We start from the raw sequence: 26,122 nt of genomic DNA, 5'->3' as shown, positions 1-26,122 counted from the left end.
GAGAACGACATGTCTGATGCAGACAGCAGTCGCTTCGTCATCCGTGACCGTAATTGGCATCCCAAGGCCCTGACCCCCGACTACAAGACCTCCGTGGCCCGTTCGCCGCGCCAGGCGCTGGTGAGCATCCCGCAATCGGCGAGCGAAACCGGCGGCCCGGACTTTTCCCATCTGAAATTCGGGCGTTTCGACAACGACCTGCTGCTCAACTTCAACAACGGCGGTTTGCCGGTGGGCGAGCGGATCGTCCTCGCCGGCCGCGTCTGCGACCAGTACGGCAAGCCGATTCCCCACACCCTGGTAGAGATCTGGCAAGCCAACGCCGGCGGTCGCTACCGGCACAAGAACGACCGTTACCTGGCGCCCCTGGACCCGAACTTCGGCGGCGTCGGCCGGGCCCTCACCGACCGCGACGGCTACTACAGCTTCCGCACCATCAAGCCCGGCCCGTACCCGTGGCGCAACGGCCCGAACGACTGGCGTCCGGCGCATATCCACGTCTCCATCAGCGGCCCGTCGATTGCCACACGGCTGATCACCCAGCTGTATTTCGAAGGCGACCCGCTGATTCCGCTGTGCCCGATCGTCAAGTCAATCACCAACCCGGAGGCCGTGCAGAGCCTGATCGCGCGGCTGGACATGGGCGGCGCCAACCCGATGGACTGCCTGGCCTACCGCTTCGACATCGTGCTGCGCGGCCAGCGCAAGACCCACTTCGAGAATTGCTGAGGAGCCCGCCATGCCTATCCAATTGCTGCCTGAAACCCCTTCGCAAACGGCCGGCCCTTACGTGCACATCGGCCTGGCCCTGGCCGCCGCGGGCAACCCGACCCGCAACGAGGAAATCTGGAACCGGATGGCCACGCCCGAGGCCCGGGGCGAGAAGATCCTGCTGATCGGCCATGTGTATGACGGCAACGGCCACCTGGTGCGCGACTCGTTCCTGGAGTTCTGGCAGGCCGACCACGAGGGGGTCTACGACCCGGTGTTCGACTCGGAAAAAGCCTTCAACAGCTTTGGCCGGACCGCCACCACCTTCGATGCCGGCGAGTGGACGCTGCACACCGTCAAGCCGGGTGTGGTGAAGAATGCCGCTGGGGTGCCGATGGCGCCGCACATCAACGTGTCGCTGTTCGCCCGGGGGATCAACATCCACCTGCAGACCCGCCTGTATTTCGCCGACGAGGCCGAGGCCAACGCGGCCTGCCCGGTGCTCAACCTGATCGAGCAACCGCAGCGCCGCGAAACCCTGCTGGCCCATCCCTGCGAAGTGGACGGACAGCGGGCGTACCGCTTCGATATCCGGATCCAGGGCGAAGCGGAGACGGTGTTCTTCGATTTCTGATGGGCCATCCGTATTGCGGCTGCTGCTCAGCCGTTCGCAGCCTCGCGGGCTTGGCAGCGGCTACAGGGTCTCCGGCTCCTGTAGCCGCTGCCGAAGGCTGCGCCAAGGCCCGAAGGGCCTTCAAGCGATCTCAAGATCACGTCTCTTTCGCGGGCGATCAGCGCCTTATTCGTAAGCCTCGGCCCCGGCGATATGGCGGCCGGCGATGTAGCCGAAGGTCAGCGCCGGGCCGAGGTTGATCCCGCCGGCGGGGTAGTGGCCGCCCATGATGCTGGCCATGTCGGCGCCGGCGGCGTACAGGCCGGCGATCGGCTGGCCATGGCCGTCGAGCACCTGGGCGTGGGCGTTGACCTTGAGCCCGGCGAAGGTGCCGAAGCAGCCCGGCTGGACTTTCACCGCATAGAACGGCCCCTGCTCGATGGGTGCCACGCAGGGGTTGGGTTGCTGGCGCGGGTCGCCCTGCTTGCGGTTGTAGGGCGTCGAGCCCCGGCCGAACTGCGGGTCCTCGCCTTGCCGGGCGTGCCGGTTGTAGTGCGCCAGGGTAGCGCGCAAGCCGTCTGCCTCGATGCCGCAGGCCAGGGCCAGCGCCTCGATGCTTTCGCCGCGCTTCAGGTAGCCGTTGCGGATCAAGGGCGCCAGCGGCACCGGGAACGGCCGGGAAATGCCCAGGCCGTAGCGGCGCTGGAAGGCATGGCTGCAGATCAGCCACGACGCCACTTCTTCGCCCTCGGGCACGGCCGCGACCATCGCCCGCACATAGTCGTAGTAACCGTCGGCCTCGTTGACGAAACGCTGGCCGTTGCGCAACACGCCGATGACTCCCGGCTTGCCCCGTTCGATGATGTGCGGGAAATGCCCGCGACTGCCGTCCTTGTAGGGCACGGCCGAGACCGGCGCCCAGGCCACCGGCGACTCCAGGTCGGTATTGACCCGCGCGCCGACGCTTTCCCCCAGGCGCAAGCCGTCGCCGGCGACGGCTTGCGGCGGCAGGGCCAGGTGTTCGTGGCCGGTGGGCGTGCGCGGGAACAGCGCCTTGCGCCGTTCGATGTCGTTGGGGAAGCCGCCGGCCGCCAGCACCACGGCCCGGCGCGCGCGGATGCGCAGGGGCCCGCGGTTGGCGCTGCTGACCACCGCCCCAGTCACCGTGTCGCCGTCGCGCAGTAGTTCGATGACCGGCGCCGACTCCCAGAGCTGTACGCCCAGGTCCTCCGCCGATTTGGCCAGGCGCGCCACCAGCGCCACGCCATTGACCAGTTGCAGGGCGCGGCGGTGGATGAGGAGGTCCCACAAGTGGCGGCCCAGGCGTTTGCCCACATGCCAGGCCGCGGGCAGCGAGCGCGTCAGGTTGAGGAAGGCCGCCAGGTCGGCGCCAGCCATGATCGGCATGCCGATGAACGAGGTTTCGCGCAGGGTCTTGCGCAAGCGCTTGAGCAGCGTGCCGAGCTGGCGGCCGTCGTAGGGCGCGGCGATCACCGAGCGCCCGCCGGTGCCGGCGCCCGGGGTGTCGCCGTGGATATCGGCAATGGCGTTGCCGTCGGCGAATTGCAGCGCGGTATGGCGCTCGAAGAACGACACCATGCGCGGACCGGCTTCGAGGAAGGCCTCGATCAGTTCGGGCTGGTAGCGGTCGCCGAGTTCGTGTTTCAGGTAGGTGCGCGGCAGTTCCACGTCCTCGACGATGCCGGCCCGCCGCGCCAGCGGGTTGCACGGTACCCAGGCCCAGCCGCCGGACCAGGCGGTGGCGCCGCCGAACACCGAGTCCTTTTCCACCACTATGACCTTCAGGCCATGCCAGGCGGCGGTCACGGCGGTCGAGAGGCCGGCCGCGCCGGAGCCGACGATCAGCACGTCGCACTCGATATCGGGGTGTTGCGGGGAGGCGGTGGCAGGCATGGAAGAAGTGACTCCGCTAAACGAACGGTTATTATTTTTGGAACTTGATTCCAAAAAATATACGGAGTCGAATAAAGCGCAGCAAGCCGAGGGGGCGATCATCGACCCCCGGGCTACGTTTTTATGGGCGGTTATCGAACGAGGCCGCGTTGTGTTTCCCATTGCGCCGGTTGCCTCTAGAATCGGCCAAATTTCGTCTGGACCCGACCATGGCCGGCAGTCAAATCGAACGCGTCTTCAGCGTTCTGGAAAGTCTTACCAGCGACCCGCGCGGCCTGCCGATGCAGACCCTGGCCGAGCAGCTGGACATCCCCAAAAGCGCCACCCACCGGCTGTTGGCGGAGCTGATCCGCCTGGGTTATGTGCGGCAGAACCCGGACAGCCTGCGTTATCACCTGTCCACCAAACTGGTGGCCATGGGCTTTCGCTACCTTGCCAGCAGCGGCGCGGACATCGTCCAGCCGGTGCTCGACCGGCTGGCCCAGGAAACCGGCGAGCTGGTGCGCCTGGGGGTGATCGAGGACGAGCGCCAGACCTGGATCGCCAAGTCCCAGGGCGCCCGCTCCGGGTTGCGCTACGACCCCGACATGGGGCGCGAGGCGCCGCTGTTCTACACCGCGTCCGGGCACGCCTGGCTGGCCTGCCTGAGCGATGCCGAGGCCTTGTCGCTGGTGGAGCGCCAGGGCGCGGAGACCCCCGCGGACCTTGGCCCGAACGCGCCGCGCTCGAACATCGAACTGCTCGAACGCCTGCGCCTGGCCCGGGAGCAGGGTTACGCCTGGGTCGAGGAAAGCTCGGCGGTGGGCACCTCGGCGGTGGCCGCGGTGGTGCGCCACCCGGTGGACGGTCGGGTGGTCGGGGTGCTGAGCATCGCCGGCCCGAGCGCGCGCATGCCGCTGGAACGTCTGCATGAACTGGCGCCGCTGCTGCTGAAGTTCGCCGACGAACTCTCGGCCGCCAGCCAAGCTTCCGAACTCTTCAACTGACGCCCGATACGCCGCCGCGGCTCCTGCGGAGCCGAACGCCGCCTCGCTGGGGCTACAGGGTTTCGCGTTTTCTGTAGCCGCTGCCGCAGGCTGCGCCCGGGCGCGCAGCGGCCGTAGACCGGGTAATCGGGTTCAGCCTGGTACGCCGCGGTGGTGGATTTGCGGCTCCTGCGGAGCTTCTGTTGGCAACGACGTTCTCTCTCGAAAGCTGTTCGCTGATCGGACACTATTTTTCCTGGCTCTTGTGTGAAAGTGGAACTGAGTTCTAAATATTCGAGTTCCGATAACAATCACAAGAGGACTTCGCCTTGGACGCACCGTTGCGCATTGCCTTGATCGGCGCCGGCAATATGGGCCAGCAGCATTACCAGCATCTCAATACCCTGCCTGAAGCCAGGCTTTGCGCGGTGGTCGATCCTGGCCCGCAAGCCGCGGCCATCGCCGCGGGCTGGGGTGTGCCGCATTACTCAGAGCTGCGGCAGATGTTCGAAGAGGTTCGCCCCGACGCGGCGATCGTCGCCAACCCCAACAACCAGCACGTCAGTAGTGCCCTGGAGTGCCTGGCGGCCGGGGTGCCGGTGCTGCTGGAGAAACCGGTGGGCGTGCACCTGGACGAAGCGCGCGAGCTGGTCGCCGCGGTGAACGCCAGCGGGGTGCCGGTGCTGGTGGGGCATCACCGGCGGCACAACCCGTTGATCGTCCGCGCCCATGAACTGGTGCAGGGCGGGGCCTTGGGCCGGCTGACCACGGTCACCGCGCTCTGGCAGTTGCAGAAGCCCGACCACTATTTCGAGATCCCTTGGCGCCGTGAACCCGGGGCCGGGATGTTGCTGACCAACCTGATTCACGACCTCGACCTGCTGCGGCACCTGTGCGGCGAAGTGCGTCAGGTGCAGGCCATCACCAGCAATACGGTGCGCGGGTTCGCCAACGAGGATTGCGCCGCCGTGCTGTTGCAATTCGCCAACGGCGCCCTGGGCAGCCTGACCGGTTCCGACGCCGTGGCGGCGCCCTGGAGTTGGGAGCTGGGCTCCGGCGAGAACCCGGTGTATCCGCGCCAGGCCGACCAGCCGTGCTATTTGCTGGCTGGCACCGGCGGCGCCTTGAGCATTCCCCAGCTCAAGCGCTGGCAGTACGCCGAGGCCGGCGCCGGCTGGCATCAGCCGTTGCTGGCGGTCGAGGAAGATTTCCGCGCCGGCGAGGCCCTGCGCCTGCAATTGCAGCATTTCGTCAAAGTGGCCCGGCGCGAGGTCGAACCGCTGGTCAGCGTGGCCGATGCGGCGCGGACCCTGGCGCTGATCGAGGCGATCCGCGAAGCGGCCGAAACCGGTCGGGCCTGTGCCCCGGCCCCGGTCGAGGCATGCGCATGAGCGAACGCATCCTGTCCCTGGCCAGCCTCACGGTGCTGGAAGTTTCGCCGCCGCAGATGGTCGAGGTCGCCGCCCGCGCCGGTTACAGCCATGTCGGTTTGCGCCTGGAGCCGGCGACGGCGCAGGAACATCACTTCGCCCTGGTGGCCGACGCCGCTCTGCGCCGGCAGACCCTGGACCGCCTGCGCGACACCGGGGTGCGGGTGCTGGACGTGGAGATCCTGCGGCTCAAGCCGCAGACCCGGGTGGCGGATTTCGAAGCCTTGCTGGCGGTCGGCGCCGAGTTCGGCGCCAGCGAGCTGCTGGTGGCTGGCAACGACCCCGACGAGGGGCGCATGACCGAGCGTTTTGCCGAGCTTTGCGACCTGGCGGCGCTCTATGGCCTGCACCCGAACCTGGAGTTCATGCCCTGGACCGATGCGCGGGACCTGCGGCAGGCGCTGCGGGTGGTGGAGAACGCCGGCCGCGAGAATGCCGCGGTACTGGTGGATGCCTTCCACTTCGACCGCTCGGCGTCGCGCCTGGAGGATCTGGCCTCCGTCGCGCCGTCGCGGCTGCGTTATGCCCAGCTGTGCGATGTCGCCGGCCCGCGCCCGGACGATATGCAGGAGATCCTGCGCCAGGCCCGCAACGAGCGGCGTTTCCCCGGGGAGGGCGATTGCGACCTGGCGGGGTTGCTGGCGTGCCTGCCGGCCAACCTGCCGCTGAGCCTGGAGGTGCCCACGGTGCGGTTGCTCGAACAGGGCGTCAGCGCCCTGGAGCGGGCGCGGATGGCGCTGGACACGACCCGGGCGTTGTTGGCCCGGCTGTAGCGGATGGCCTGTGCGGCCCTTTCGCGGGCAAGCCTCGCTCCTACAGAAAACACAGCGTCTGTAGGAGCGAGGCTTGCTCGCGAAGCTGTTTCTACACCCCAAACCTATCTTGAGAGAGCTCGCGGATGACCCACGGCACGCCCCTTTCCGGTGTCAACCAGCCCTTCAAGGGCATCCTCCTGATCGTCGTGGCGACTTTTCTGTTCGCCAGTCACGATGCCCTGTCGAAATACCTCTCGGGGTTCTATCCGGTGGTGATGGTGGTCTGGGCCCGCTACTTGATCCATACCTTGCTGATGGCCGGGATCTTCCTCCCGCAATCGGGGCTGCGGGTGTTGCGCAGCCGGCGGCCGTTGTTGCAGGTGGTGCGGGCCCTGTGCCTGCTCAGCACCAGCTTGCTGTTCACCTCGGCGTTGCTGTTCATTCCGCTGGCCGAAGCCACCGCGGTCAACTTTCTCGCGCCGGTGCTGGTCACCGCGCTGTCGGTGCCGCTGCTGGGCGAGCGGGTCAGTCGCGGCCAGTGGCTGGCGGTCATCTGCGGCTTTATCGGGGTGCTGATCATCGTTCATCCGGGCGGCGAGCTGTTCACCCCGGCGGTGCTGCTGCCGTTGTGCTCGGCGCTGTTTTTCTGCTTCTACCAATTGCTGACCCGCAAGCTCGCGGAACACGACAGCCCGAGCACCAGCAATTTCTTCGCCGGCCTGTGCAACACCCTGGCGATGAGCGCTCTGGTGCCGTTCTGCTGGCAGTTGCCGAGCGTTTTCCATGGGGTGCTGATGCTGGCGCTGGGGGCCTGCGGGATGACCGCCCACCTGTTCCTGACCCAGGCCTTCCGTCACGCCGCGCCGGCCCTGCTGGCCCCTTTCGGTTATTGCCAGATCGTCTTCGCCGGGTTGTTGGGCTGGCTGTTGTTCGACCATGCGCCACAGCCGATCACCCAACTGGGCATCGCGGTGATCTGCCTCAGCGGCCTGGCGGCTGCCTGGCAACAGCGGTGGGGTTGAATGAGGAGAGGCACAAAAAAGCAGGCCCGGAACCGGGCCTGCGAGAGGTCAGCGTCAGTCTTCGATTTTCGGGATCTTGCGCGGGGCCATGAAGTACATCCAGGTCAGGGCAATGAAGTACATCGCCGGGATCAGGGTGAACAGCAGGGTGTAGTTGTTGTGAGTGACGGTCAGGATATGGCCCACCAGCTGGGTCATGAACATGCCGCCGATGGCCGCGCACATGCCGCCGAAACCGAACACCGTGCTCATCATGTGCTTGGGCGTGTAGTCCATCACCAGGCTCCAGATATTCGCGGTCCAGGCCTGGTGCGCGCCGATGGCCAGGGAAATGGCGAACACCGCCAGCCACAGGTTGCTGGCACCGGCGGCCATGACCACGCCGACGATGCAGCAGGCGAACAGCAGCATCGACATCAGCCGTGCCTTGATCGGGTTGACCCCGCGGCCGATCAGGAACGAGGAGAGGATGCCGCCGCCGACGCTGCCGAAGTCGGCGGTCAGGTAAATGATGATCAGCGGGATGCCCATCTGCGTGACGTTGATGCCCAGGTTGTACTGCTGGTTGAGGAACGGCGGCAGCCAGTACAGGTAGAACCAGAACACTGGCGCGGTGATCGAGTAGGCCAGGGCGAAAGCCCAGGTGCCGCGCATGCGCAGGATGCGCGAGAAGGGCACGCGGGTCTGTTCCGGTTCGACTTCCTGCTGGATGTATTCGAGTTCCGACGGTTTGACTGACGGGTGATCTTCCGGGTTGAAGTACTTCAGGCCCCAGAACAGCAGCCAGATGCCGCCCAGCGCGGCCATGCACAGGAACGCCGCCTGCCAGCCCCAGGCATGCAGGATCAGCGGTAGAAGCATGGGCGTGAACATCGCGCCGACGTTGGTCCCGGCGTTGAAGATGCCGGTGGCCACCGCGCGTTCGCCGGCCGGGAACCACAGGCGCGTGGTCTTCACGCAGGCCGGGTAGTTGGCGGCTTCGGTCAGCCCGAGGATGAAACGACAGACCATGAAGCCCGCGGCCGAAGTGGCCAGGCCGTGGGCGCCGGTGGCCAGGCTCCACAGCAGCACCGCGAAGAAGAACACGCGCTTGACGCCGACCTTGTCGATCAGCCGCCCTTGCAGCACGAAACCGACGGCGTAGCCGACCTGGAACCAGAAGTTGATATTGGCGTAGTCCATCGCCGTCCAGCTCATTTCCTTGGCCAGGATCGGCTGCATCACGCCCAGGGCGGCGCGGTCGATGTAGTTCAGGGTGGTGGCGAAGAACACCAGGGCGAGCATGCCCCAGCGGGTCTTGCCGACCGCCATGGCGCCGCGGATCTTGTCGCCGATGCCGGCGGAGGCGGTGCCCAGGTTCGGGGCCATGCGAGAGCTTTGAGAAGGAATCATGTGTGCCATCCGTTCAATGACTGACGAGGGACGACTCGTCGGGACTCAAGGGCGCGTGATCGATCGTCGGCGGTGCGGACGGGCCGCGTGAGCCCGATGATCGATCGGCTGAGGCTTTCGTCGACGCGCAGCGGGCGCGGGGGTCGAAAGCGGCCGGGTCAGCGTGCAAGCACGGTTCAGCCCAGGGGCCTTGGCGTGTCCGTCTGAAGGTGGCTGTTGGAGGCGTGGCGTGGCGCGAGCCGCAGGTCCAGGCAGAAGCGTGTGGCGTTGAGTGCAAGCATGAGGGTGTACCCGATTTTTGAAATTTTTATGGTGTGTTCTGGGTCTTGGGCGATTGAGGCCGCCGGTTCGGTGACGGCTCAATGTGCTGTCGATGGTGCGCAGCGGACGAAAAATCGTCAATTCGCCAACCGCCATTTTGTTCGATAATCGAACGGAAAACTAACTGGTTCGTACACTTTAGATTGCTGCCTGCCAGGGCCGGCTGAATAATCCGCCCATCCTATAAAAATCGTCCCCGACCCGCCGTCGTTACCGGGAGTTGAAACATGCAGCGTTCCATTGCCACCGTCTCCTTGAGCGGCACCCTGCCGGAAAAGCTCGAAGCCATTGCCGCCGCCGGTTTCGACGGCGTGGAGATCTTCGAGAACGACTTGCTGTACTACGACGGCAGCCCACGTGAAGTGCGGCAGATGTGCGCCGACCTGGGCATCGCCATCACCCTGTTCCAGCCCTTTCGCGATTTCGAAGGCTGTCGCCGCGACCGCCTGCAACGCAACCTGGAACGCGCCGAGCGCAAGTTCGACCTGATGCAGGAACTGGGCACCGACCTGGTGCTGGTGTGCAGCAACGCCGCGGCCGACAGCCTCGGCGACCGGCAGATCCTGGTGGACGACCTGCGCCTGCTGGCCGAACGCGCCGGCCGTCGCGGCCTGCGCATCGGCTACGAAGCCCTGGCCTGGGGCCGGCACGTGAATACTTATCAACAGGTCTGGGACATCGTCCGCGCCGCCGACCACCCGAGCCTGGGCGTGCTGCTCGACAGCTTCCATACCCTGTCGCTCAAGGGCGACCCGAGCGCGATCGCCGAGATCCCCGGGGACAAGATCTTCTTCGTGCAGATGGCCGACGCGCCGATCCTGGCCATGGACGTGCTGGAGTGGAGCCGGCATTTCCGCTGCTTCCCGGGGCAGGGCGATTTCGACTTGCCGGGGTTCCTCGCGCCGATCATCAAGAGCGGCTACAGCGGGCCGTTGTCGCTGGAGATCTTCAACGACAGTTTCCGCGCCGCGCCGCCGCGGGCCAACGCCGCCGACGGCCTGCGCTCGCTGCTGTACCTGGAAGAGAAGACCCGTGAGCGCCTGGCGCAGGAAGCCGCGCCGGTGGCCAATATCGACACCCTGTTCGCACCGCCGCCGGCCAGCGAATACGGCGGCACCGAGTTTCTCGAGTTCGCCGTGGACGATGCATCGGGGGCCAAGCTCGGCGGCTGGCTGGAGCGCCTGGGGTTTGTCAGGGCCGGCCAGCATCGCTCGAAGAACGTCAGCCTGATGCGCCAGGGCGATATCAACCTGATCCTCAACGCCGAGCCGTACTCCTTCGCCCACAGCTTCTTCGAGGCCCACGGCCCCTCGGTGTGCGCCACGGCGATCCGGGTCAAGGACAGCGCCAAGGCGCTGGAGCGCGCGGTGGCCTACAAGGGCCAGCCGTATCGCGGGCTGGTGGGGCCCAACGAGCTGGAGCTGGCCGCGGTGCGCGAGCTCGACGGCAGCCTGATCTACCTGGTGGACCAGGAGCAGGGCGGCCAGCACCTGTACGACACCGACTTCCATATGCTCCCCGGGGCGGTGGCCAAGGGCGGCCTGCAACGCATCGACCACATGGCCATGGCGTTGCCGGCCGACAACCTCGACAGCTGGGTGCTGTTCTACAAGAGCCTGCTGGATTTCACCGCCGACGACGAAGTGGTGCTGCCCGACCCCTACGGCCTGGTGAAGAGCCGGGCGCTGCGCAGCCGGTGCAGCAGCATCCGCCTGCCGCTGAACATTTCCGAAAACCGCAAGACCGCGATCTCCCATGCGCTGTCCAGCTACGGCGGTTCGGGCGTGCACCATATAGCCTTCGATTGCGCGGACATCTTCGCCGAAGTCAGCCGGGCCAAGGAGGCGGGCGTGCCGCTGCTGGACATCCCGCTCAACTACTACGACGACCTGGCGGCGCGCTTCGATTTCGACGACGAATTCCTCAGCGAGCTGGCCTACTTCAATGTGCTCTACGATCGCGACGCCCAAGGCGGCGAGCTGTTCCACGTCTACACCGAGCCGTTCGAGGGGCGCTTCTTCTTCGAGATCATCCAGCGCAAGAACGGCTATGCCGGGTATGGCGCGGCGAACGTCGCGGTGCGCCTGGCGGCCATGGCCAAATCCCGGAGCGGCGGGGTGCGGCAGGCCAAGTTGTAGGAGTTTCGTAACGGCGGCGGCAAAGGGCCGCCGTCCCGCTTTCCTTCGCTGCGCGACGCGGCCCATAATCGCCCGCGTGTGCAGCGATGGCCGTGAGCCCCAGAATGACAATAACCCCAGACCTCTCCGTAGCGCCCGAGCACCCCGTGGCCGAGCCGCGCAAGAGTCGCAAGAACAACCCGGAAAAGACCCGCGAGAACATTCTTCAAGAAGCCATTGTCGAGTTCGTCCAGCAAGGTCTGTCCGGTGCTCGGGTGGATGCCATCGCCGAGCGCATCCACACCTCCAAACGCATGATCTATTACTACTTCGGCAGCAAGGAGCAGCTGTACGTCGAGGTGCTGGAGAAGCTCTACGGCGAGATCCGCAGCACCGAAAGCCGCCTGCACCTGGCCGAGCTCGAGCCGCGCGAAGCGATTCGCCGCATGGTCGAGTTCACCTTCGATCACCATGACCGCAACGTGGATTTCGTGCGCATCGTCAGCACCGAAAATATCCACAAGGCCGAGTACGTGAAGAAGTCGTCGGTGATCCGTTCGATGAACAACACGATTCTCGACGCGCTGAACGAGATTCTGCGGCGCGGGGTCGAGGCCGGGGTGTTCCGCAGCGGGCTGGAGCCGCTGGATGTGCACCTGCTGATCAGTTCGTTCTGCTTCTACCGCGTGTCCAACCGCCATACCTTCAGCGAGATCTTCCAGATCGACCTGCCCGACGAGACGATCAAGCAGCGCCATCGCGAGATGATCTGCGAGTCGGTATTGCGCTACCTGCAGGCCTGACGTTTATGGCGGGCAAGCGCTCCCTGCAGGAGCGAGCTTGCTCGCGATCGCCCCTCAGCCGTTCATGCGCTGGAAATGCGCCAGCATCCGCTGGGCATCCGGCGCCACGCCGCTGAACAGCTCGAACGCCTTCACCGCCTGGAACACCGCCATGTTGCCGCCGTCCAGGGTCCGGCAGCCGAGGGCGCGGGCGCAGCGCAGCAGCTCGGTTTCCAGGGGGAAGTAGACGATCTCCGCGACCCACAGTTCGGCGCGCAACAGCGCGGCGGGCACCGGCATGCCCGGCAGCTTGGCCATGCCCATGGGTGTGGTGTTCACCAGGCCGTCGGCGGCGGCCAGGGTCGCGGGCAGGTCGAGGCCGGCCTTGGCCCGGCCCGGGCCGAAGTGCTGGTTGAGGTTGTCCGCCAGGCTCTGGGCGCGGGCGCTTTCGACATCGAAGATGTTCAGTTGCCGCACGCCTTCGCTGAGCAGCGCATGGGCCACCGCCGCTCCGGCGCCGCCGGCGCCCATTTGCACCACGCGCTCCAGGGCCACGCCCGGCAAGCCGCGGCGAAACCCTTCGGCAAAGCCCAGGCAATCGGTGTTATGGCCGATGCGCTTGCCGTCCTTAAGCACCACGGTATTCACCGCGCCGATACCGCGCGCCTCGGGCGACAGCTCGTCGAGCAGGGGGATGATGCTCTGCTTGCACGGAAAGGTGATGTTCAGCCCGGTGAAGTGCATGCGCTCGGCGGCCAGCAGCAGGTCGGGCAGGGCGCTGCTGTCGAGTCGCAACTGGTCGAGGTCGATCAGCCGGTACAGGTAGCGCAGGCCCTGGGCGTCGCCTTCGTGCTCGTGCAGCGCCGGGGTGCGCGAGGCCTGGATGCCGGCACCGATCAGCCCGGCGAGTACGGTGTTCGGGCGGATCATGCCTGGGCTCCCTGCAAGCGCTGGGCGAAATGCGCCAGCGCCAGGCGATAGCCATGGCTGCCGAAACCGCACATCACCGCCAGGGCGATGCCGGAGACGAAGGAGTGATGGCGGAACGGTTCGCGGGCATGCACGTTCGACAGGTGCACTTCGATCACCGGCAACTCGCTGGCCACCAGCGCGTCGCGGATCGCCACCGAGGTGTGGGTCCAGGCCGCCGGGTTGATCACGATCCCGGCGCAACGGCCACGGGCGCCGTGAATCCAGTCCAGCAATTCGCCTTCATGGTTGGTCTGGCGAAACTCCACGCCCAGGCCGAACTCCTCGGCGGCACGCCCGCACAGGGCGGAAATGTCGGCCAGGGTCTCGTGGCCGTAGGTGGCGGGTTCGCGGGTGCCGAGCAGGTTCAGGTTCGGGCCGTTGAGCACCAGGACGATAGGGCGCATGGGGGGATTCTCCGTTGTTATTGTGGGCGTGGCGCGAGCGGCCAGGGGCTGCGGATAAATTGTACTAACTGGTTAATTTGGTCAATGCGCAGGCCCCAGGCACGGCAATAAGGGTTCGATAATCGAACGCTAGCCGGACGAGATAAGGCGCCGATCAGTGTGTATCGACAAAGATGCGTATTCATGGCAATTGAAAACAATTCTTAATAAGCCGTAAGATGCCGGCCAATTTCCTTCAAGTTCCAGGGAGTCGGTTTGTCGGACGTGGATCTCAAGGGGCTGTTTCTCAAGCACGCCGCTACCTTGCGTGGGTATCTGGCGCGCAAGGTACGGGACCCGCAGTTGGCCGCCGATCTGGTGCAGGAGAGTTTCCTGCGGCTGGCCGAACAGACGCGCGGCGAGCGCATCGACAATTCCCAGGGCTATCTCTACCGCACGGCGAACAATCTGCTGATCGACCATGTCCGTCAGGAGGCACGGCGCAAGACCGACACCGTGTCCCATGAAGCCCTGGCCGAGATCGAAGACGAGCATGCCAGTCTGGAGGCGCAGGCGATGGCGCAACAACAGCGCAAGGCATTAAAGCAGGCCATTCTGGAGTTGCCGCCGCGCACTCAGGAGATTTTCCGCTTGAACCGTATCGAAGGCATGACGCACGCCGAAGTGGCCAGGCACCTGGACATTTCCGACAGTTCGGTGCAGAAACACCTGTCCCGGGCCCTGGCCCACGTGATGCAGCGCCTGGCTACCGACGGTCGCTCGGAGACCGATTGAGTTACGGAAAAACCCGGGGTCAGTCGTCACTGCTTATACATAACGAGAAATCGAGATTCACACGTGAATAGCCAGGGTCCGCAAGAGCGCAGTATCACTGAGGCCGCCGCCGACTGGGCGGTGCGTTTGCATGCCGCTGGACTGAGCGCCGCCGAGCAGGCCGAGCTGGAGCAATGGCTGGCCCGGGACCCGCGCCACCCCCAGGCGCTGGACTTTGCCCGGCAGACCTGGGACGCGCTGGGCGAGCTGCGCCTGGAGCCGGAACTGGCGCAACCGCGCCGGGCGCCCGCCGCCCAGGCCCCGGTCGTTCGTCGACCGCGCCGCCGGCGGTTGCTGCCGCGGGCGGCCAGTGCTGCCGTGTTGGTGCTGGCCGTTACGTTGGGCTGGCTGCAAGGGCCGCAGGCGTTGCTGTGGATGCAGGCCGACTACCTCACCGACAAAGGCCAGGTACGCACTGTGCATCTGGCGGACGGCAGCACGGTGGAGCTGGATTCGGCCAGCGCCATTCGCCTCGATTTCAACCAGACCCAGCGCCAGGTGCACCTGCTCGCCGGTTCGGCGGTGTTCGACGTTGCGCCCATGGGCGGCGAGGAAAGCCGCCCTTTTGTGGTCGAGAGTGCCGGCGGGCAGACCCGCGCCCTGGGCACGCGCTTCGTGGTGGGACGTGAGAGCAGCCAGCAGGCCTGGGTTGGCGTGTTGCAGCACAGCGTTGCCGTGAGCCTGGATACGCCGGCGCGCCAGGGCGTTTCCGAACGCGTGTTGCAGGAAGGACAAAGCGCCCGCTACGACCCGCTGGCCGGCGTGGTCGCCCTCGAGGGCCTCGACCTGCAACGGGCCACCAGCTGGCGCCGGGGCGTGCTGGTCTTCGATCGCCAACCGCTGGCGCTGGTGGTCGAGCAGCTCAACCGCTATCGCCCCGGCCGGGTGGTCCTGGCCGACTCGACCCTGGCCCAGCGCCAGGTCAGCGGGGTGTTCCGCCTGGACATGCTCGACACCGCCCTGGTCACCCTGACCCGCGAATTGCAGGTGCAACACTTCGATCTGGCCGGCGTCAGCCTGATTTACTGAGGCTTGGCGCCGGCTGTTTCCCCTCCATGAAAAATTGTTGAAAAAACCTTACTGAGTTTTCCTGCCTGGCACGTCTAGCTAATTGAGATGCATTCGCATCAACAAAAACAGCCAGCGCAGGAATCACGAGTATGAGTTCAAGCAGTCGCACTGGAGTTCACGCCGCAAGCCGCCTGGCCCTGGCCATTCACCTGGGCGCGGCGGGGCTGCTGCTCGCCGCCGGCCCGGTGCACGCGGCGCAGGCAGGTGCCGTCACCTCGGCGCAGGCCGCGCAGAACCACCTGATGTTCGATATTCCTGCGCAAGCCCTGGACAGCGCCGTGCTGGCCTTCGCCGAACAGGCCGGGCTGCAAGTGCTGTTCGACAGCCAGCGGCTCAAGGGGCTGCGCAGCTCGCCGCTCAAGGGCAGCTACAACGTCCAGGAAGGCCTGGCACGGCTGCTGGGCAACGCGCCGGTGGAGTACCGTTTCACCGGCGACAGCCAGGTCACCCTGAACCGCGTCGCCGCTGAACACGAGGGCGCCCTGGCACTGGCCACCACCACGGTCACCGGCAACCTGGAGGCGCGGAAAAACGACTGGGTCTACAGCGCGCCGCGTTCGGTCAGCGTGGTCGGCCGCGAACAGCTCGATCGCAACCCGCCCCGGCACGCGGCGGACATGCTGGAAGAAGTCAGCGGCGTGTATTCGGCGGTCAGCCAGCAAGACCCGGGCCTGTCGGTGAACATCCGCGGCCTGCAGGATTACGGCCGGGTCAACATGGCGGTCGACGGCATGCGCCAGAACTACCAGCAGAGCGGCCACCAGCAACGCAACGGCACCTTGTACGTCGACCCCGAGTTGCTCTCGGAGGTGGTGATCGAGAAGGGCGCGACGTCCGGCATGGGCGGCGCCGGGGTGATCGGCGGGATCGCCAACTTCCGCACCCTGGAGGCCCGCGACCTGATCAAGCCGGGCGAGGAAATGGGCGGGCGGGTGCGAGTGACCAGCGGCCTCGGCGGGCGTAGCAACGGCACGCACTTTATCGGCAGTTCCGCCTTCGCCGTCGGCACCGAGGTCTGGGACATGCTGATCGCCGCCAGCGAGCGGCACCTGGGCGACTACGACCCGGGAACCCGCGGCAGCATCGGCGAGTTGCGCACCGGCGGCTGGCGCGACCCGTCGATCAACGACCGGGTCAAGCACTCGCCGGTGGCCTATTCCGGCTCGGTGATGCGCTCGCGCCTGGCCAAGCTGGGGCTGAACCTGCCCCAGGACCAGCGCCTGCAATTGAGCTACCTGACCACCCAGGTGTCCTACGACGACGCCAACATGCTCAACACCGAGAACGACCAGCTGTGGGAAAAACTGGGCAGCAGCGACGTGCGCTCGCAGAACTTCGCCCTCGACTACAGCTATATCCCGGACAACCCGCTGGTGGACTTCAAGGCCAAGCTCTACTACGTCGATAACCGCAACGACCAGGACACGCTGCAACGCGGGATCACTCCCGGTTATTCGATCACCTACCAGACCGACACCTACGGTGCCCAGGCGCAGAACACCTCGACCTTTGGCCTGGGCGAAGTGTCGACGCTCAAGGCCAACTACGGCCTGGAGTTCTTCTACGACAAGGTGCGCCCGGACTCCAGCCAGCCCGTGCCGCTGGGTTCGGCGGTGAACGCCCCGGCCTCCGAAGGCATGACGCCCAAGGGCGACCGGGCCCTGGGCAGCCTGTTCGCGCGGCTGGACTACGACTACGACGGCTGGCTGAACCTCAACGCCGGCTTGCGTTACGACCGTTACCGGCTACGCGGCGATACCGGGATCAACACCCGCACCTTCATCCTCGGCACCACCCGCCAGACCACGGTGCCGGTCAACTACGACGTGGACACCGAGGAAGGGCGTTTCTCGCCGACCTTCGGCCTGTCGATCAAGCCCGGGGTGGACTGGTTCCAGCTGTTCACCAGCTACGGCAAGGGCTGGCGTCCGCCGGCGGTCACCGAGACCCTGATCACCGGCCGCCCCCACGGCGGCGGGGCCGAAAGCATGTACCCGAACCCGTTCCTGCGCCCGGAGCGATCCACGACCTGGGAGGCCGGGGTCAATGTGTTCAAGGAAAACCTCTGGTTCAACGACGACCGGTTGGGGATCAAGGTCGCCTACTTCGACACCCGCGTCGAAGACTTCATCTTCATGAACATGGGCGTGCAGCCCCCTGGCTACGGCATGGCCGGGATCGGCAACAGCGCCTACGTCAACAACCTGCAGGACACCCGCTTCAAGGGCGTGGAGTACCAGCTCGACTACGACGCCGGACGCGCCTACGGGCAGTTGGCCTACACCCACATGATCGGCAGCAACGACTTCTGCTCGAAGACCGCCTGGCTGGGCGGGGTGACCCAGACCGTGAAGAACAGCACGGCCGGCCGCGCCCCGGTGGTGGGCATGCGCCCGGACGAGCAGGCCAACAACGCCAGCCATTGCAGCGCGATCCTCGGCTCGGCCGAGCATATGCCGATGGACCGCGGCACGCTGACCCTGGGCGCGCGGTTCTTCGAGCGCAAGCTGGATATCGGCGCCCGTGCCCGCTACAGCGCGGGTTACTCGGAGGGCGGCAGCAACAACCAGCCCATCAGCAGCGTCTACCCGGCGGACTGGAAGTCCTACACCGTCTACGACCTGTACGGCAGCTACCGCGCTACCGACGAACTGACCCTGCGCCTGGCGATGGAGAACGTCACCGACCGCGCCTACCTGGTGCCCATGGGCGACGTGCTGGCCTTCACCCTGGGGCGTGGCCGCACCGTGCAGGGCACCCTCGAATATCAGTTCTGACCGCTTTTGCCCAACGACGGGCAAAACCGCAGCGGGCATTGGTCCGCTGCGGAAGTGACCAACCTATGTACTGGAGTTTTGCATGAGCATTTCAATTTCCTACAGCGCTACCTACGGCGGCGTCAGCGTTGCGAACTACCTCACCGACTGGTCGGCCTACTTCGGCGACGTCAACCATCGCCCGGGCCAGGTGGTCGATGGCACCAACACCGGCGGCTTCAACCCGGGCCCGTTCTCGGGGACCGAGTACGCGCTGAAGAGCACCAACAGCGACGCCGCGTTCGTGGCCGAAGGCAACCTGAACTACACCCTGTTCCAGAGCCCGAGCCACACCCTGTGGGGCTCGCTGAACACCGTTTCGCTGGGCGACACCCTGACCGGCGGCCCGAGCGCCGGCGGCTACGACCTGGTCAGCCAGGAAGTCAGCTTCACCAACCTGGGCCTCAACAGCCTGCGCGACGAAGGCCGCGCCGGCGAGGTGCACAAGGTGGTCTACGGCCTGATGAGCGGCGACAGCTCGGCGCTGGCCGGCGAGATCGATGCCCTGCTCAAGGCGATCAACCCGAGCCTGTCGATCAACTCGACGTTCGACGACCTGGCCGCGGCCGGCGTCGCCCACGTCAACTCGGCCTCCGCCGCCGCGGCCGACATCGGCCTGGTGGGTGTGCAGGACGTGGCCCAGGACTGGGCGCTGGCGGCCTGAGTGGTTGCCTGAGGCATAAAAAAACGAATGAAAGATCGCTCTTCCATTCGTTCGCTTGAATCACCACCGTCGCCCGAGTTTTCGAAGGCCTGGGCGGCGGCGGTGGCAAATTCTGAGGAGCGCCGCGATGCCTGTCAATGCACACGGCGCGCCTCTTGCCGACCCGTTTCGACGGAACGGGTGGCGGTGTTTTCCTCGACTTCCAACAGGACTCCTTGATGAGCAGGCCGAACCCATTCGCCGGTTCCGAGACGCTGGCGGCGCTTGCCGCCTATAAAAGCGGCTTCTTCAACATTGGCCTGTTCTCGGCGGTGATCAACCTGCTGATGCTGGCGCCCGCACTGTACATGTTGCAGGTGTACGACCGAGTGCTGGCGTCCGGCAACCAGATGACCCTGTTGATGCTGACGCTGATGATCCTCGGCCTGTTCGGCTTGATGGGCGCCCTGGAGTGGGTCCGCAGCCAAGTAGTGATCCGCCTCGGCACGCAGATGGACATGCGCCTGAACCGACGGGTCTACGACGCGGCCTTCGAGGCCCAGCTCCAGGGCAGCCCGCAGGCCGCGGGCCAGGCCCTGAACGACCTGACGGCGCTGCGCCAGTTCGCCACGGGCAACGCGCTGTTCGCGTTTTTCGACGCGCCGTGGTTTCCGGTCTACCTGCTGGTGATCTTCCTGTTCCATCCCTGGCTGGGCCTGCTGGCCCTGGCGGGCGCGCTGCTGCTGATGGCCCTGGCCTGGATCAACCATCACATCTGCCAGGCGCCGCTGGCCGAGGCCAGCCAGCTGTCCATCAGCACCAGCCAGCAGGCCACGGCCAACCTGCGCAACGCCGACGCGATCGAGGCCATGGGCATGCTCGGCGCGCTGCGCGGGCGCTGGTTCGCCGGGCACCAGGCGTTCCTCGCCCAGCAGAACCTGGCCAGCGAGAAGACCGCGCTGATCAGCGCCTGGTCCAAGGGCGTGCGCCTGGCCCTGCAATCGCTGGTGCTGGGTCTCGGCGCGCTGCTGGCGGTGCAGGGCGCTATCAGCCCGGGGATGATGATTGCCGGTTCGATCCTGATGGGCCGGGTGCTCAGCCCCATCGACCAACTGATTGCCGTATGGAAGCAGTGGAGCTCGGCGCGCCTGGCCTATGAGCGCTTGTCGCAGCTGTTGCAGGCCCATCCGCCGCGCCCGGCGCGCATGAGCCTGCCCACGCCCAAGGGCGAGTTGAGCGTCGAGCAGTTGAGCGCCTGCGCCCCCGGCAGCCGTCGGCCGGCCCTGGCCAACCTGGGCTTCACCTTGCCGGCCGGGCAGGTACTCGGGGTCATCGGCCCTTCCGGCTGTGGCAAGTCGACCCTGGCGCGATTGCTGGTGGGGGCCTGGACGCCGCTGGCGGGCAAGGTCCGCCTCGACGGCGCGGAACTCGGCCAGTGGGACCGCCAGCAGCTCGGCCCGCACATCGGCTACCTGCCCCAGGACATCCAGCTGTTCGCCGGCAGCATCGCCGAGAACATCGCGCGTTTTGGCGAAGTGAACGCCGAGCAGGTCCTGGCGGCGGCGCAGATGGCCGGGGTGCACCAGCTGATCCTGCAATTGCCGCAAGGCTACGACACCCGCCTGGGCGAGGGCGGCGCCGGGTTGTCCGGCGGGCAGAAACAGCGCATCGCCCTGGCCCGGGCGTTGTATGGCCTGCCGGCGCTGATCGTGCTCGACGAGCCCAACGCCAACCTCGACGAAGCCGGCGAGCAGGCGCTGTTGCAGGCGATTACCGAGCTCAAGCAGCAGCGCCGCAGCCTGGTGCTGATTACCCATAAACCCAATGTGCTGAGCCTGACCGACCAGTTGATGATCCTGCGCGAAGGCCAGTTGCAGGCCTTCGGCCCGACCGCGCGGGTCCTGGAAAGCCTGAATAAGCCCAAGGCCGCGGCCTCTGCCGTGGCCCCGGCGAGCCCGCCGGCAGCCAGCATGAATGTGAGTTACCGCCTGGGCGTGGCCGCCACCGGCGAAGGAAAGAAAGCATGAGCCAAGCGCAACCCATCGGTCGCCTGCCGACCCCCGACGAACGAGCACCGGACAACCTGCTGACCCTGGACGAGAAGAAATACTCGCGCCTGGGCCGGCTGCTGGTGCTCGGCGGTTTTGCCGGCTTTCTCGGCTGGGCCGCGCTGGCGCCCCTGGACAAGGGGGTGGCGGTGACAGGCAAGGTCATGGTCTCGGGGCACCGCAAGGCGGTGCAGCACCCCAGCGGCGGCATCATCGAGCGTATCGAGGTGCGCGATGGCGAGGTGGTCAGCGCCGGCCAGGTGTTGATTCGCCTCAAGGAGCTGCCGCTGCGTACCCAGGTGCAGTCGCTGCGGGCGCAGTTTCTCGGCTCCCTGGCCAGCGAGGCGCGCTTGAACGCGGAGCGCGACGGCCTGCCGGCCCCGGTGTTCGCCCCGCAACTGCTGGCCGAGGCCGGCGACCCGGAAGTGGCCGCGACCATGGCCCTGCAACGCCAGTTGTTCAGCAGCCGCGCCCAGGCCCTGGCCATGGAACAGCAGGGCATCGCCCAGAGCATTGCCGGCTCCGAGGCGCAATTGCGTGGAACCCGCGACTCCCAGGCGAGCAAGGTGCTCCAGCGCAATGCCTTGAACGAGCAGTTGCAGGGGCTGCGCGAACTGGCCCGCGACGGCTATATCCCGCGTAACCGGCTGCTGGACAGCGAGCGCCTGTATGCGCAGATCGACGGCTCGATCTCCGAGGACTTCGGCCGCATCGGCCAGTTGCAGCGCCAAGTGCTCGAGCTGCGCCTGCGGATCCGCCAACTGGCCGAGGAGTTCCAGAAGGAGGTACGCAGCCAGTTGGCCGACACCCGCACCCGCACCGAAGACTTGCGCAACCGCCTGGCCTCGGCCGAGTTCGAGCTGGCCAACAGCCTGGTGCGCGCGCCGGCGGCCGGGGTGGTGGTCGGGCTCGAGGTGTACACCGAAGGCGGGGTGATCAAGCCGGGGCAGGCCCTGATGGAAATCGTGCCCCAGGGCGAGCCGCTGCTGGTGGAGGCGCGGGTGCCGGTGCAGATGATCGACAAGGTGCATCCCGGGTTGCCGGTGGAATTGATGTTCTCGGCCTTCAGCCAGAGCACCACGCCACGGGTGGCCGGGCAGGTGACCCTGGTGTCGGCCGACCGGCAGGTAGACGAGCGCACCGACGAGCCGTACTACACCCTGCGGGCCCAGGTCAGCGCCGATGGCATGGAGCAATTGCGCGGCTTGCAGATTCGGCCGGGCATGCCGGTGGAGACCTTCGTGCGCACCGGCGAGCGCTCGATGCTCAACTACCTGTTCAAGCCGCTGCTGGACCGCACCCACATGGCGCTGGTGGAAGAATGAGCCGGCGCCTGATCCCCTGGCTGCTGGCGGGCCTGTCTGGCCTGTGTTCCCCGGCGGCCCACGCCCTGGGGCTGCTGGACGCCTACGCGCTGGCGCTGCGCAACGACCCGACCTTCCAGGCGGCGATCCAGGAGCGCGACGCCGGGCAAGAGAACCGCGCGCTGGGCCGCTCCGCCCTGTTGCCGACCCTGTCGTGGAACTACAACAACTCGCGCAACGAGTCCGAGGTGACCCAGACCACGCCCCTGGGCGACGTCCGCACCGATCGCGATTACCGCAGCTACGCCTCGACCCTGACCCTGCAGCAACCGCTGCTGGATTACGAAGCCTATGCGCGCTATCGCCAGGGCACCGCCCAGGCGCTGTTCGCCGACGAGCGTTTTCGCAGCAAGAGCCAGGAGCTGGCGGTGCGCCTGTTGGGCGCCTACAGCCAGGCGCTGCTGGCCCAGGAGCGTATCGAGCTGAGCCAGGCGCAACGGCGCGCCTATGCCGAGCGCCTGCAACTCAACCAGCGCCTGCTCAAGGGCGGCGAGGGCACCCACACCGACGTGCTGGAAACCCAGGCGCGGCTGAGCCTGGCGCTGGCCGAGGAGATCGAAGCCCGGGACCTGCAGGACGCCGCGTTGCATGATCTTGAGGCGATTGTCGGCCAGCCGTTGCAGGTCGACGACCTCGACCCGTTGGCCGGCCGGTTCGCGATCCAGCCCTTGCAGCCCAACCGGTTCGAGAGCTGGCGTGACCTGGCCGTCGCCAACAACCCGGAACTGGCCTCCCAGCAGCATGCTTTGCAGGCGGCGGAGTATGAGGTGGAGCGCAAGCGCGCCGGGCATCTGCCCAAGGTCAGCCTTTACGCCAGCAGCCGCCAGACCAGCTCGGATTCGGAAAGCACCTACAACCAGAAGTACGACACCAACAGCGTCGGTATCCAGGTCAGCCTGCCGCTGTTCGCCGGCGGCTCGGTGTCGGCCTCGACCCGGCAGGCGGCCAGCCAGTTGTCCCAGGCGCAGTTCGAGCTGGACGCGCAAACCGCCAGCACCCTCAACGAACTGCGCAAGCAGTTCAACCTCAACACCAGCGGCGCGGCCCGGGTGCGTGCCTATGAAATGGCGGTCGAGTCGGCCGAGGCGCTGGTCCGGGCGACCCTGAAAAGCGTGCGCGGCGGCGAGCGGGTCAACCTCGACGTGCTGGACGCCGAGCAGCAACTGTTCGGCGCCCGCCGCGACCTGGCCGATGCCCGGCACGCCTACCTGCTGGCGCGGATTCAGTTGAAGTATTACGCCGGCTTGCTCGATGAGCAGGACCTGCAGCAGCTCGCCGGCTATTTCCGCCCTGTCGGTTGAGCGTGGCGTTCCTATCGCGGGCAAGCCTCGCTCCTACAGATCGGCGTCCTAGCCCTTGTAGGGGCGAAGCTTGCTCGCGATAGGCCGTTACGCTATCCCGGAATGCAAACAGCCGTCGCGAGGACGGCTGTTGGCGGGGTAGCGATGTTGTTTCAACGGCGGGTCAGCAAGACCCCGGATTCCATGTGGTGGGTCCACGGGAACTGGTCGAACAGCGCGCAGCGGGTGATGCGGTGCGTGTCATGCAACTGGGCGATGTTGGCCGCCAGGGTCTGTGGGTTGCAGGAGATGTACAGGATGTTGTCGAAGCGCCGGGTCAGCTCGCAGGTGTCCGGGTCCATGCCGGCGCGCGGCGGGTCGACGAACACGCTGCCGAACTCGTAGCTCTTCAGGTCCACGCCGTGCAGGCGGCGGAACGGACGCACTTCGTTCAGTGCCTCGGTCAGCTCTTCGGCGGACAGGCGCACCAGGGTAACGTTATCCACCGCGTTTTCGCTGAGGTTGCTCAGGGCCGCGTTGACCGAGGTCTTGCTGATCTCGGTGGCCAGCACCTTGCGCACCCGGGTGGCCAGGGGCAGGGTGAAGTTGCCGTTGCCGCAGTACAGCTCCAGCAGGTCGTCCGAGCGCTCGCCCAGGGCGTCGTAGGCCCAGTTGAGCATCTTCTGGTTGACCGTGCCGTTGGGCTGGGTGAAGGCGCCTTCCGGCTGGCGATAGCTGAAGGTACGACCGCCGACCTCGAGTTTCTCCACCACATAGTCGTGGCCGATGACTTCGCGCTTGCCCTTGGAGCGGCCGATGACGCTGACGTTCAAGTCGGCCGCCAGTTTGCTCGCCGCGGCGTGCCAGTGCTCGTCCAGCGGACGGTGGTAGCACAGGGTGATCATCGCGTCGCCGGCCAGGGTAGTGAGGAACTCGACCTGGAACAGCTTGTGGCTCAACGGCGCGCTGGCCTGCCAGGCGGCCTTGAGCTGCGGCATCAACTGGTTGATGCGCAGGCTGGCGATGGGGAAGGCCTCGATCAGGATCGGCGTGTGTTTGTCTTCCTGGGAAAACATCGCGTAGTGCCGCTCGCCGGCTTCGCGCCACAGGCGGAACTCGGCGCGCAGGCGGAAGTTCTGCAACGGCGAGTCGAAGACCTGGGGCTCGGGCGCCTTGAAGGGGGCCAGCAGGTCGCGCAGGCGCGCGACCTTGTCTTGCAGCTGGGCGGCGTAGGAGGGGGCGTCAAAAGTCATGCGGGGTAACCAAGCTTGATCACGAACAGGATCGACAGGATCACCAGCGGTGCATTCAGCTCACGGGCGCGGCCCGACAGCAGCTTGATCACGGTCCAGGCGATAAAGCCGAAGGCGATGCCGTTGGCGATGGAATAGGTGAACGGCATGGCCAGGGCGGTGACCACCACGGGAGCGGCGACGGTGATGTCCTCCCAGTCGATTTCCGCCAGGCCCGAGGTCATCAGCACGGCGACGAACAGCAGGGCCGGCGCTGTGGCGAAGGCCGGAACGCTGGCCGCCAGCGGCGAGAAGAACAACGCCAGCAGGAACAGGATGGCCACGACGATGGCGGTCAGGCCGGTGCGGCCGCCGGCGCTCACGCCCGCCGCGGATTCGATGTAGCTGGTGGTGGTCGAGGTGCCCAGCAGGGAACCGGCCATGGCGGCGGTGCTGTCGGCGATCAGCGCCCGGCCCATTTTCGGCATGTGGCCGTCCTTGCCCATCAGCCCGGCGCGCTTGGCGACGCCGATCAGGGTGCCGGAGTTGTCGAACAGGTCGACGAACAGGAAGGCGAAGATCACGCTGACCAGGCCGATGTCCAGGGCGCCCTTGATGTCCAGTTGCAGGAACGTCGGGGCCAGCGAAGGCGGCATCGAGGTCACGCCGCCGAACGGAGTGACGCCCATGAGAATGGAGACGATGGTCACCGCGAGGATGCCGATCAGCACCGCACCGCGCACTTTCAGCGCTTCCAGGGCGACGATCAGGGCAAAGCCCAGGGCGGCGAGGATAGGCGCCGGTTTGCTCAGGTCGCCGAGGCCCACCAGGGTCGACGGGTTGCCGACCACGATCTGTGCGTTATGCAGGGCGATCAGCGCCAGGAACAGGCCGATACCGGCGGCGATCGCCGAACGCAGTGGTAGCGGGATGCTGTTGATGATCCATTCGCGGATGCGGAAGATCGACAGCAGGAAGAACAGCACCGCCGAGATGAACACCGCCCCCAGCGCCACTTGCCAGGTATGGCCCATGTGCAGGACCACGGTGTAGGTGAAGAAGGCATTCAGGCCCATGCCCGGGGCCAGGGCGATCGGGTAGTTGGCGATCAGGCCCATCACCGTCGAGCCGATGGCGGCCGCCAGGCACGTGGCGACGAACACCGCGCCCTTGTCCATGCCGGTCTCGCCGAGGATGCTCGGGTTGACGAAGAGAATGTAGGCCATGGCCAGGAAGGTCGTGAGGCCCGCGAGAATCTCGGTCCGCACGTTGGTGTTGTGTGCCTTGAGTTGAAACAGCCTTTCCAGCATGTCTGCTCCCCGTGGCGCGCAGGGCGCCGTGAATGTATCGACCCAGACAGCAAAGCACAGACCATGGAAAAGCGTCCGGGGATTTTGTGTGGGTCGGAAAAAGCCGCGCATCATACCAGCAGCGTAAGGCTATGGCTGCGATCGTCG

General features: G+C 66.4%; 21 protein-coding genes. 15 read left to right on the top strand and 6 right to left on the bottom strand.

What is annotated here, in order from left to right:
- The first annotated feature begins 9 nt into the window (after positions 1-9).
- Positions 10-729 (top strand): protocatechuate 3,4-dioxygenase subunit beta, encoded by a 720-nt coding sequence (gene pcaH, locus BTN82_RS25720; RefSeq protein ID WP_075121866.1) that lies wholly within the window; start codon positions 10-12, stop codon positions 727-729.
- A gap of 10 nt (positions 730-739) precedes the next feature.
- A complete protein-coding gene (pcaG, locus tag BTN82_RS25715) occupies positions 740-1,345 on the top strand; it encodes a protocatechuate 3,4-dioxygenase subunit alpha (RefSeq protein WP_075121865.1) in 606 nt (201 codons plus the stop codon).
- A gap of 165 nt (positions 1,346-1,510) precedes the next feature.
- Here pcaG and BTN82_RS25710 read toward each other — a convergent pair whose 3' ends face one another.
- Positions 1,511-3,238: an FAD-dependent oxidoreductase gene (locus BTN82_RS25710; RefSeq protein WP_075121864.1), complete on the bottom strand. Its 1,728-nt coding sequence runs from the start codon at positions 3,236-3,238 to the stop codon at positions 1,511-1,513.
- A gap of 209 nt (positions 3,239-3,447) precedes the next feature.
- Between BTN82_RS25710 and BTN82_RS25705 the strand changes: the two genes are divergently transcribed.
- From BTN82_RS25705 to BTN82_RS25690, 4 genes are all read left to right on the top strand, one after another.
- Positions 3,448-4,224: an IclR family transcriptional regulator gene (locus tag BTN82_RS25705; protein WP_075121863.1), complete on the top strand. Its 777-nt coding sequence runs from the start codon at positions 3,448-3,450 to the stop codon at positions 4,222-4,224.
- Positions 4,225-4,532: 308 nt separating this feature from the next.
- Positions 4,533-5,594 carry a Gfo/Idh/MocA family protein gene (locus BTN82_RS25700; RefSeq protein ID WP_075121862.1) on the top strand — a complete coding sequence of 354 codons (1,062 nt, stop codon included), beginning with the start codon at positions 4,533-4,535 and terminating at the stop codon, positions 5,592-5,594.
- The gene (locus BTN82_RS25695) at positions 5,591-6,406 is read left to right on the top strand and encodes a sugar phosphate isomerase/epimerase family protein (protein WP_075121861.1); all 816 of its coding nucleotides are present in this window, start codon (positions 5,591-5,593) and stop codon (positions 6,404-6,406) included. The genes BTN82_RS25700 and BTN82_RS25695 overlap by 4 nt, the downstream gene beginning before the upstream one ends.
- A gap of 125 nt (positions 6,407-6,531) precedes the next feature.
- A complete protein-coding gene (locus tag BTN82_RS25690) occupies positions 6,532-7,410 on the top strand; it encodes a DMT family transporter (RefSeq protein WP_075121860.1) in 879 nt (292 codons plus the stop codon).
- A 54-nt stretch (positions 7,411-7,464) separates the two neighbouring features.
- Here the strand turns inward: BTN82_RS25690 and BTN82_RS25685 are convergent, their stop codons facing one another.
- Positions 7,465-8,802: an MFS transporter gene (locus BTN82_RS25685; protein ID WP_075121859.1), complete on the bottom strand. Its 1,338-nt coding sequence runs from the start codon at positions 8,800-8,802 to the stop codon at positions 7,465-7,467.
- A gap of 548 nt (positions 8,803-9,350) precedes the next feature.
- On the opposite strand from BTN82_RS25685, the gene quiC reads away from it, so the two are divergent.
- Together quiC and BTN82_RS25675 are read left to right on the top strand one after the other, a co-directional pair.
- Positions 9,351-11,261, top strand: a complete 1,911-nt coding sequence (quiC, locus tag BTN82_RS25680) for a 3-dehydroshikimate dehydratase QuiC (protein ID WP_075121858.1) — start codon at positions 9,351-9,353, stop codon at positions 11,259-11,261.
- 104 nt (positions 11,262-11,365) lie between these two features.
- Complete coding sequence (locus BTN82_RS25675) at positions 11,366-12,043, top strand: TetR/AcrR family transcriptional regulator (RefSeq protein ID WP_075121857.1); 678 nt, start codon at positions 11,366-11,368, stop codon at positions 12,041-12,043.
- A 54-nt stretch (positions 12,044-12,097) separates the two neighbouring features.
- Here BTN82_RS25675 and BTN82_RS25670 read toward each other — a convergent pair whose 3' ends face one another.
- Both BTN82_RS25670 and aroQ read right to left on the bottom strand, forming a co-directional pair.
- Positions 12,098-12,952: a shikimate dehydrogenase gene (locus BTN82_RS25670; RefSeq protein ID WP_075121856.1), complete on the bottom strand. Its 855-nt coding sequence runs from the start codon at positions 12,950-12,952 to the stop codon at positions 12,098-12,100.
- The gene (gene aroQ, locus BTN82_RS25665) at positions 12,949-13,398 is read right to left on the bottom strand and encodes a type II 3-dehydroquinate dehydratase (protein WP_075121855.1); all 450 of its coding nucleotides are present in this window, start codon (positions 13,396-13,398) and stop codon (positions 12,949-12,951) included. Before aroQ ends, BTN82_RS25670 begins: the two co-directional genes overlap by 4 nt.
- Positions 13,399-13,653: 255 nt before the next feature.
- Between aroQ and BTN82_RS25660 the strand changes: the two genes are divergently transcribed.
- From BTN82_RS25660 to BTN82_RS25630, 7 genes are all read left to right on the top strand, one after another.
- Positions 13,654-14,172: an RNA polymerase sigma factor gene (locus tag BTN82_RS25660; protein ID WP_075121854.1), complete on the top strand. Its 519-nt coding sequence runs from the start codon at positions 13,654-13,656 to the stop codon at positions 14,170-14,172.
- 63 nt (positions 14,173-14,235) lie between these two features.
- Positions 14,236-15,240 carry a FecR family protein gene (locus BTN82_RS25655; RefSeq protein ID WP_075121853.1) on the top strand — a complete coding sequence of 335 codons (1,005 nt, stop codon included), beginning with the start codon at positions 14,236-14,238 and terminating at the stop codon, positions 15,238-15,240.
- A gap of 131 nt (positions 15,241-15,371) precedes the next feature.
- Positions 15,372-18,059, top strand: a complete 2,688-nt coding sequence (locus BTN82_RS25650) for a TonB-dependent receptor (protein WP_075121852.1) — start codon at positions 15,372-15,374, stop codon at positions 18,057-18,059.
- Between the two features lie 82 nt (positions 18,060-18,141).
- Positions 18,142-18,762 carry a heme acquisition protein HasA gene (locus BTN82_RS25645; RefSeq protein ID WP_075121851.1) on the top strand — a complete coding sequence of 207 codons (621 nt, stop codon included), beginning with the start codon at positions 18,142-18,144 and terminating at the stop codon, positions 18,760-18,762.
- A gap of 218 nt (positions 18,763-18,980) precedes the next feature.
- A complete protein-coding gene (locus tag BTN82_RS25640) occupies positions 18,981-20,768 on the top strand; it encodes a type I secretion system permease/ATPase (protein WP_075121850.1) in 1,788 nt (595 codons plus the stop codon).
- Entirely contained in the window at positions 20,765-22,114 is a 1,350-nt protein-coding gene (locus tag BTN82_RS25635) for an HlyD family type I secretion periplasmic adaptor subunit (RefSeq protein WP_075121849.1), read from the top strand. The genes BTN82_RS25640 and BTN82_RS25635 overlap by 4 nt, the downstream gene beginning before the upstream one ends.
- Positions 22,111-23,454: a TolC family outer membrane protein gene (locus BTN82_RS25630; protein WP_075121848.1), complete on the top strand. Its 1,344-nt coding sequence runs from the start codon at positions 22,111-22,113 to the stop codon at positions 23,452-23,454. The genes BTN82_RS25635 and BTN82_RS25630 overlap by 4 nt, the downstream gene beginning before the upstream one ends.
- A 152-nt stretch (positions 23,455-23,606) precedes the next feature.
- Here BTN82_RS25630 and trmA read toward each other — a convergent pair whose 3' ends face one another.
- Positions 23,607-24,686 (bottom strand): tRNA (uridine(54)-C5)-methyltransferase TrmA, encoded by a 1,080-nt coding sequence (trmA, locus tag BTN82_RS25625; RefSeq protein WP_075121847.1) that lies wholly within the window; start codon positions 24,684-24,686, stop codon positions 23,607-23,609.
- Positions 24,683-25,975, bottom strand: coding sequence for an NCS2 family permease (locus tag BTN82_RS25620; RefSeq protein ID WP_075121846.1), 1,293 nt, complete (start codon positions 25,973-25,975; stop codon positions 24,683-24,685). The genes trmA and BTN82_RS25620 overlap by 4 nt, the downstream gene beginning before the upstream one ends.
- Positions 25,976-26,122 lie beyond the last annotated feature (147 nt).

The organism is Pseudomonas chlororaphis, assembly GCF_001921865.1.
GTDB lineage: Bacteria > Pseudomonadota > Gammaproteobacteria > Pseudomonadales > Pseudomonadaceae > Aquipseudomonas > Aquipseudomonas chlororaphis_D.
This window is presented reverse-complemented; position numbering and strand designations above follow the sequence as displayed.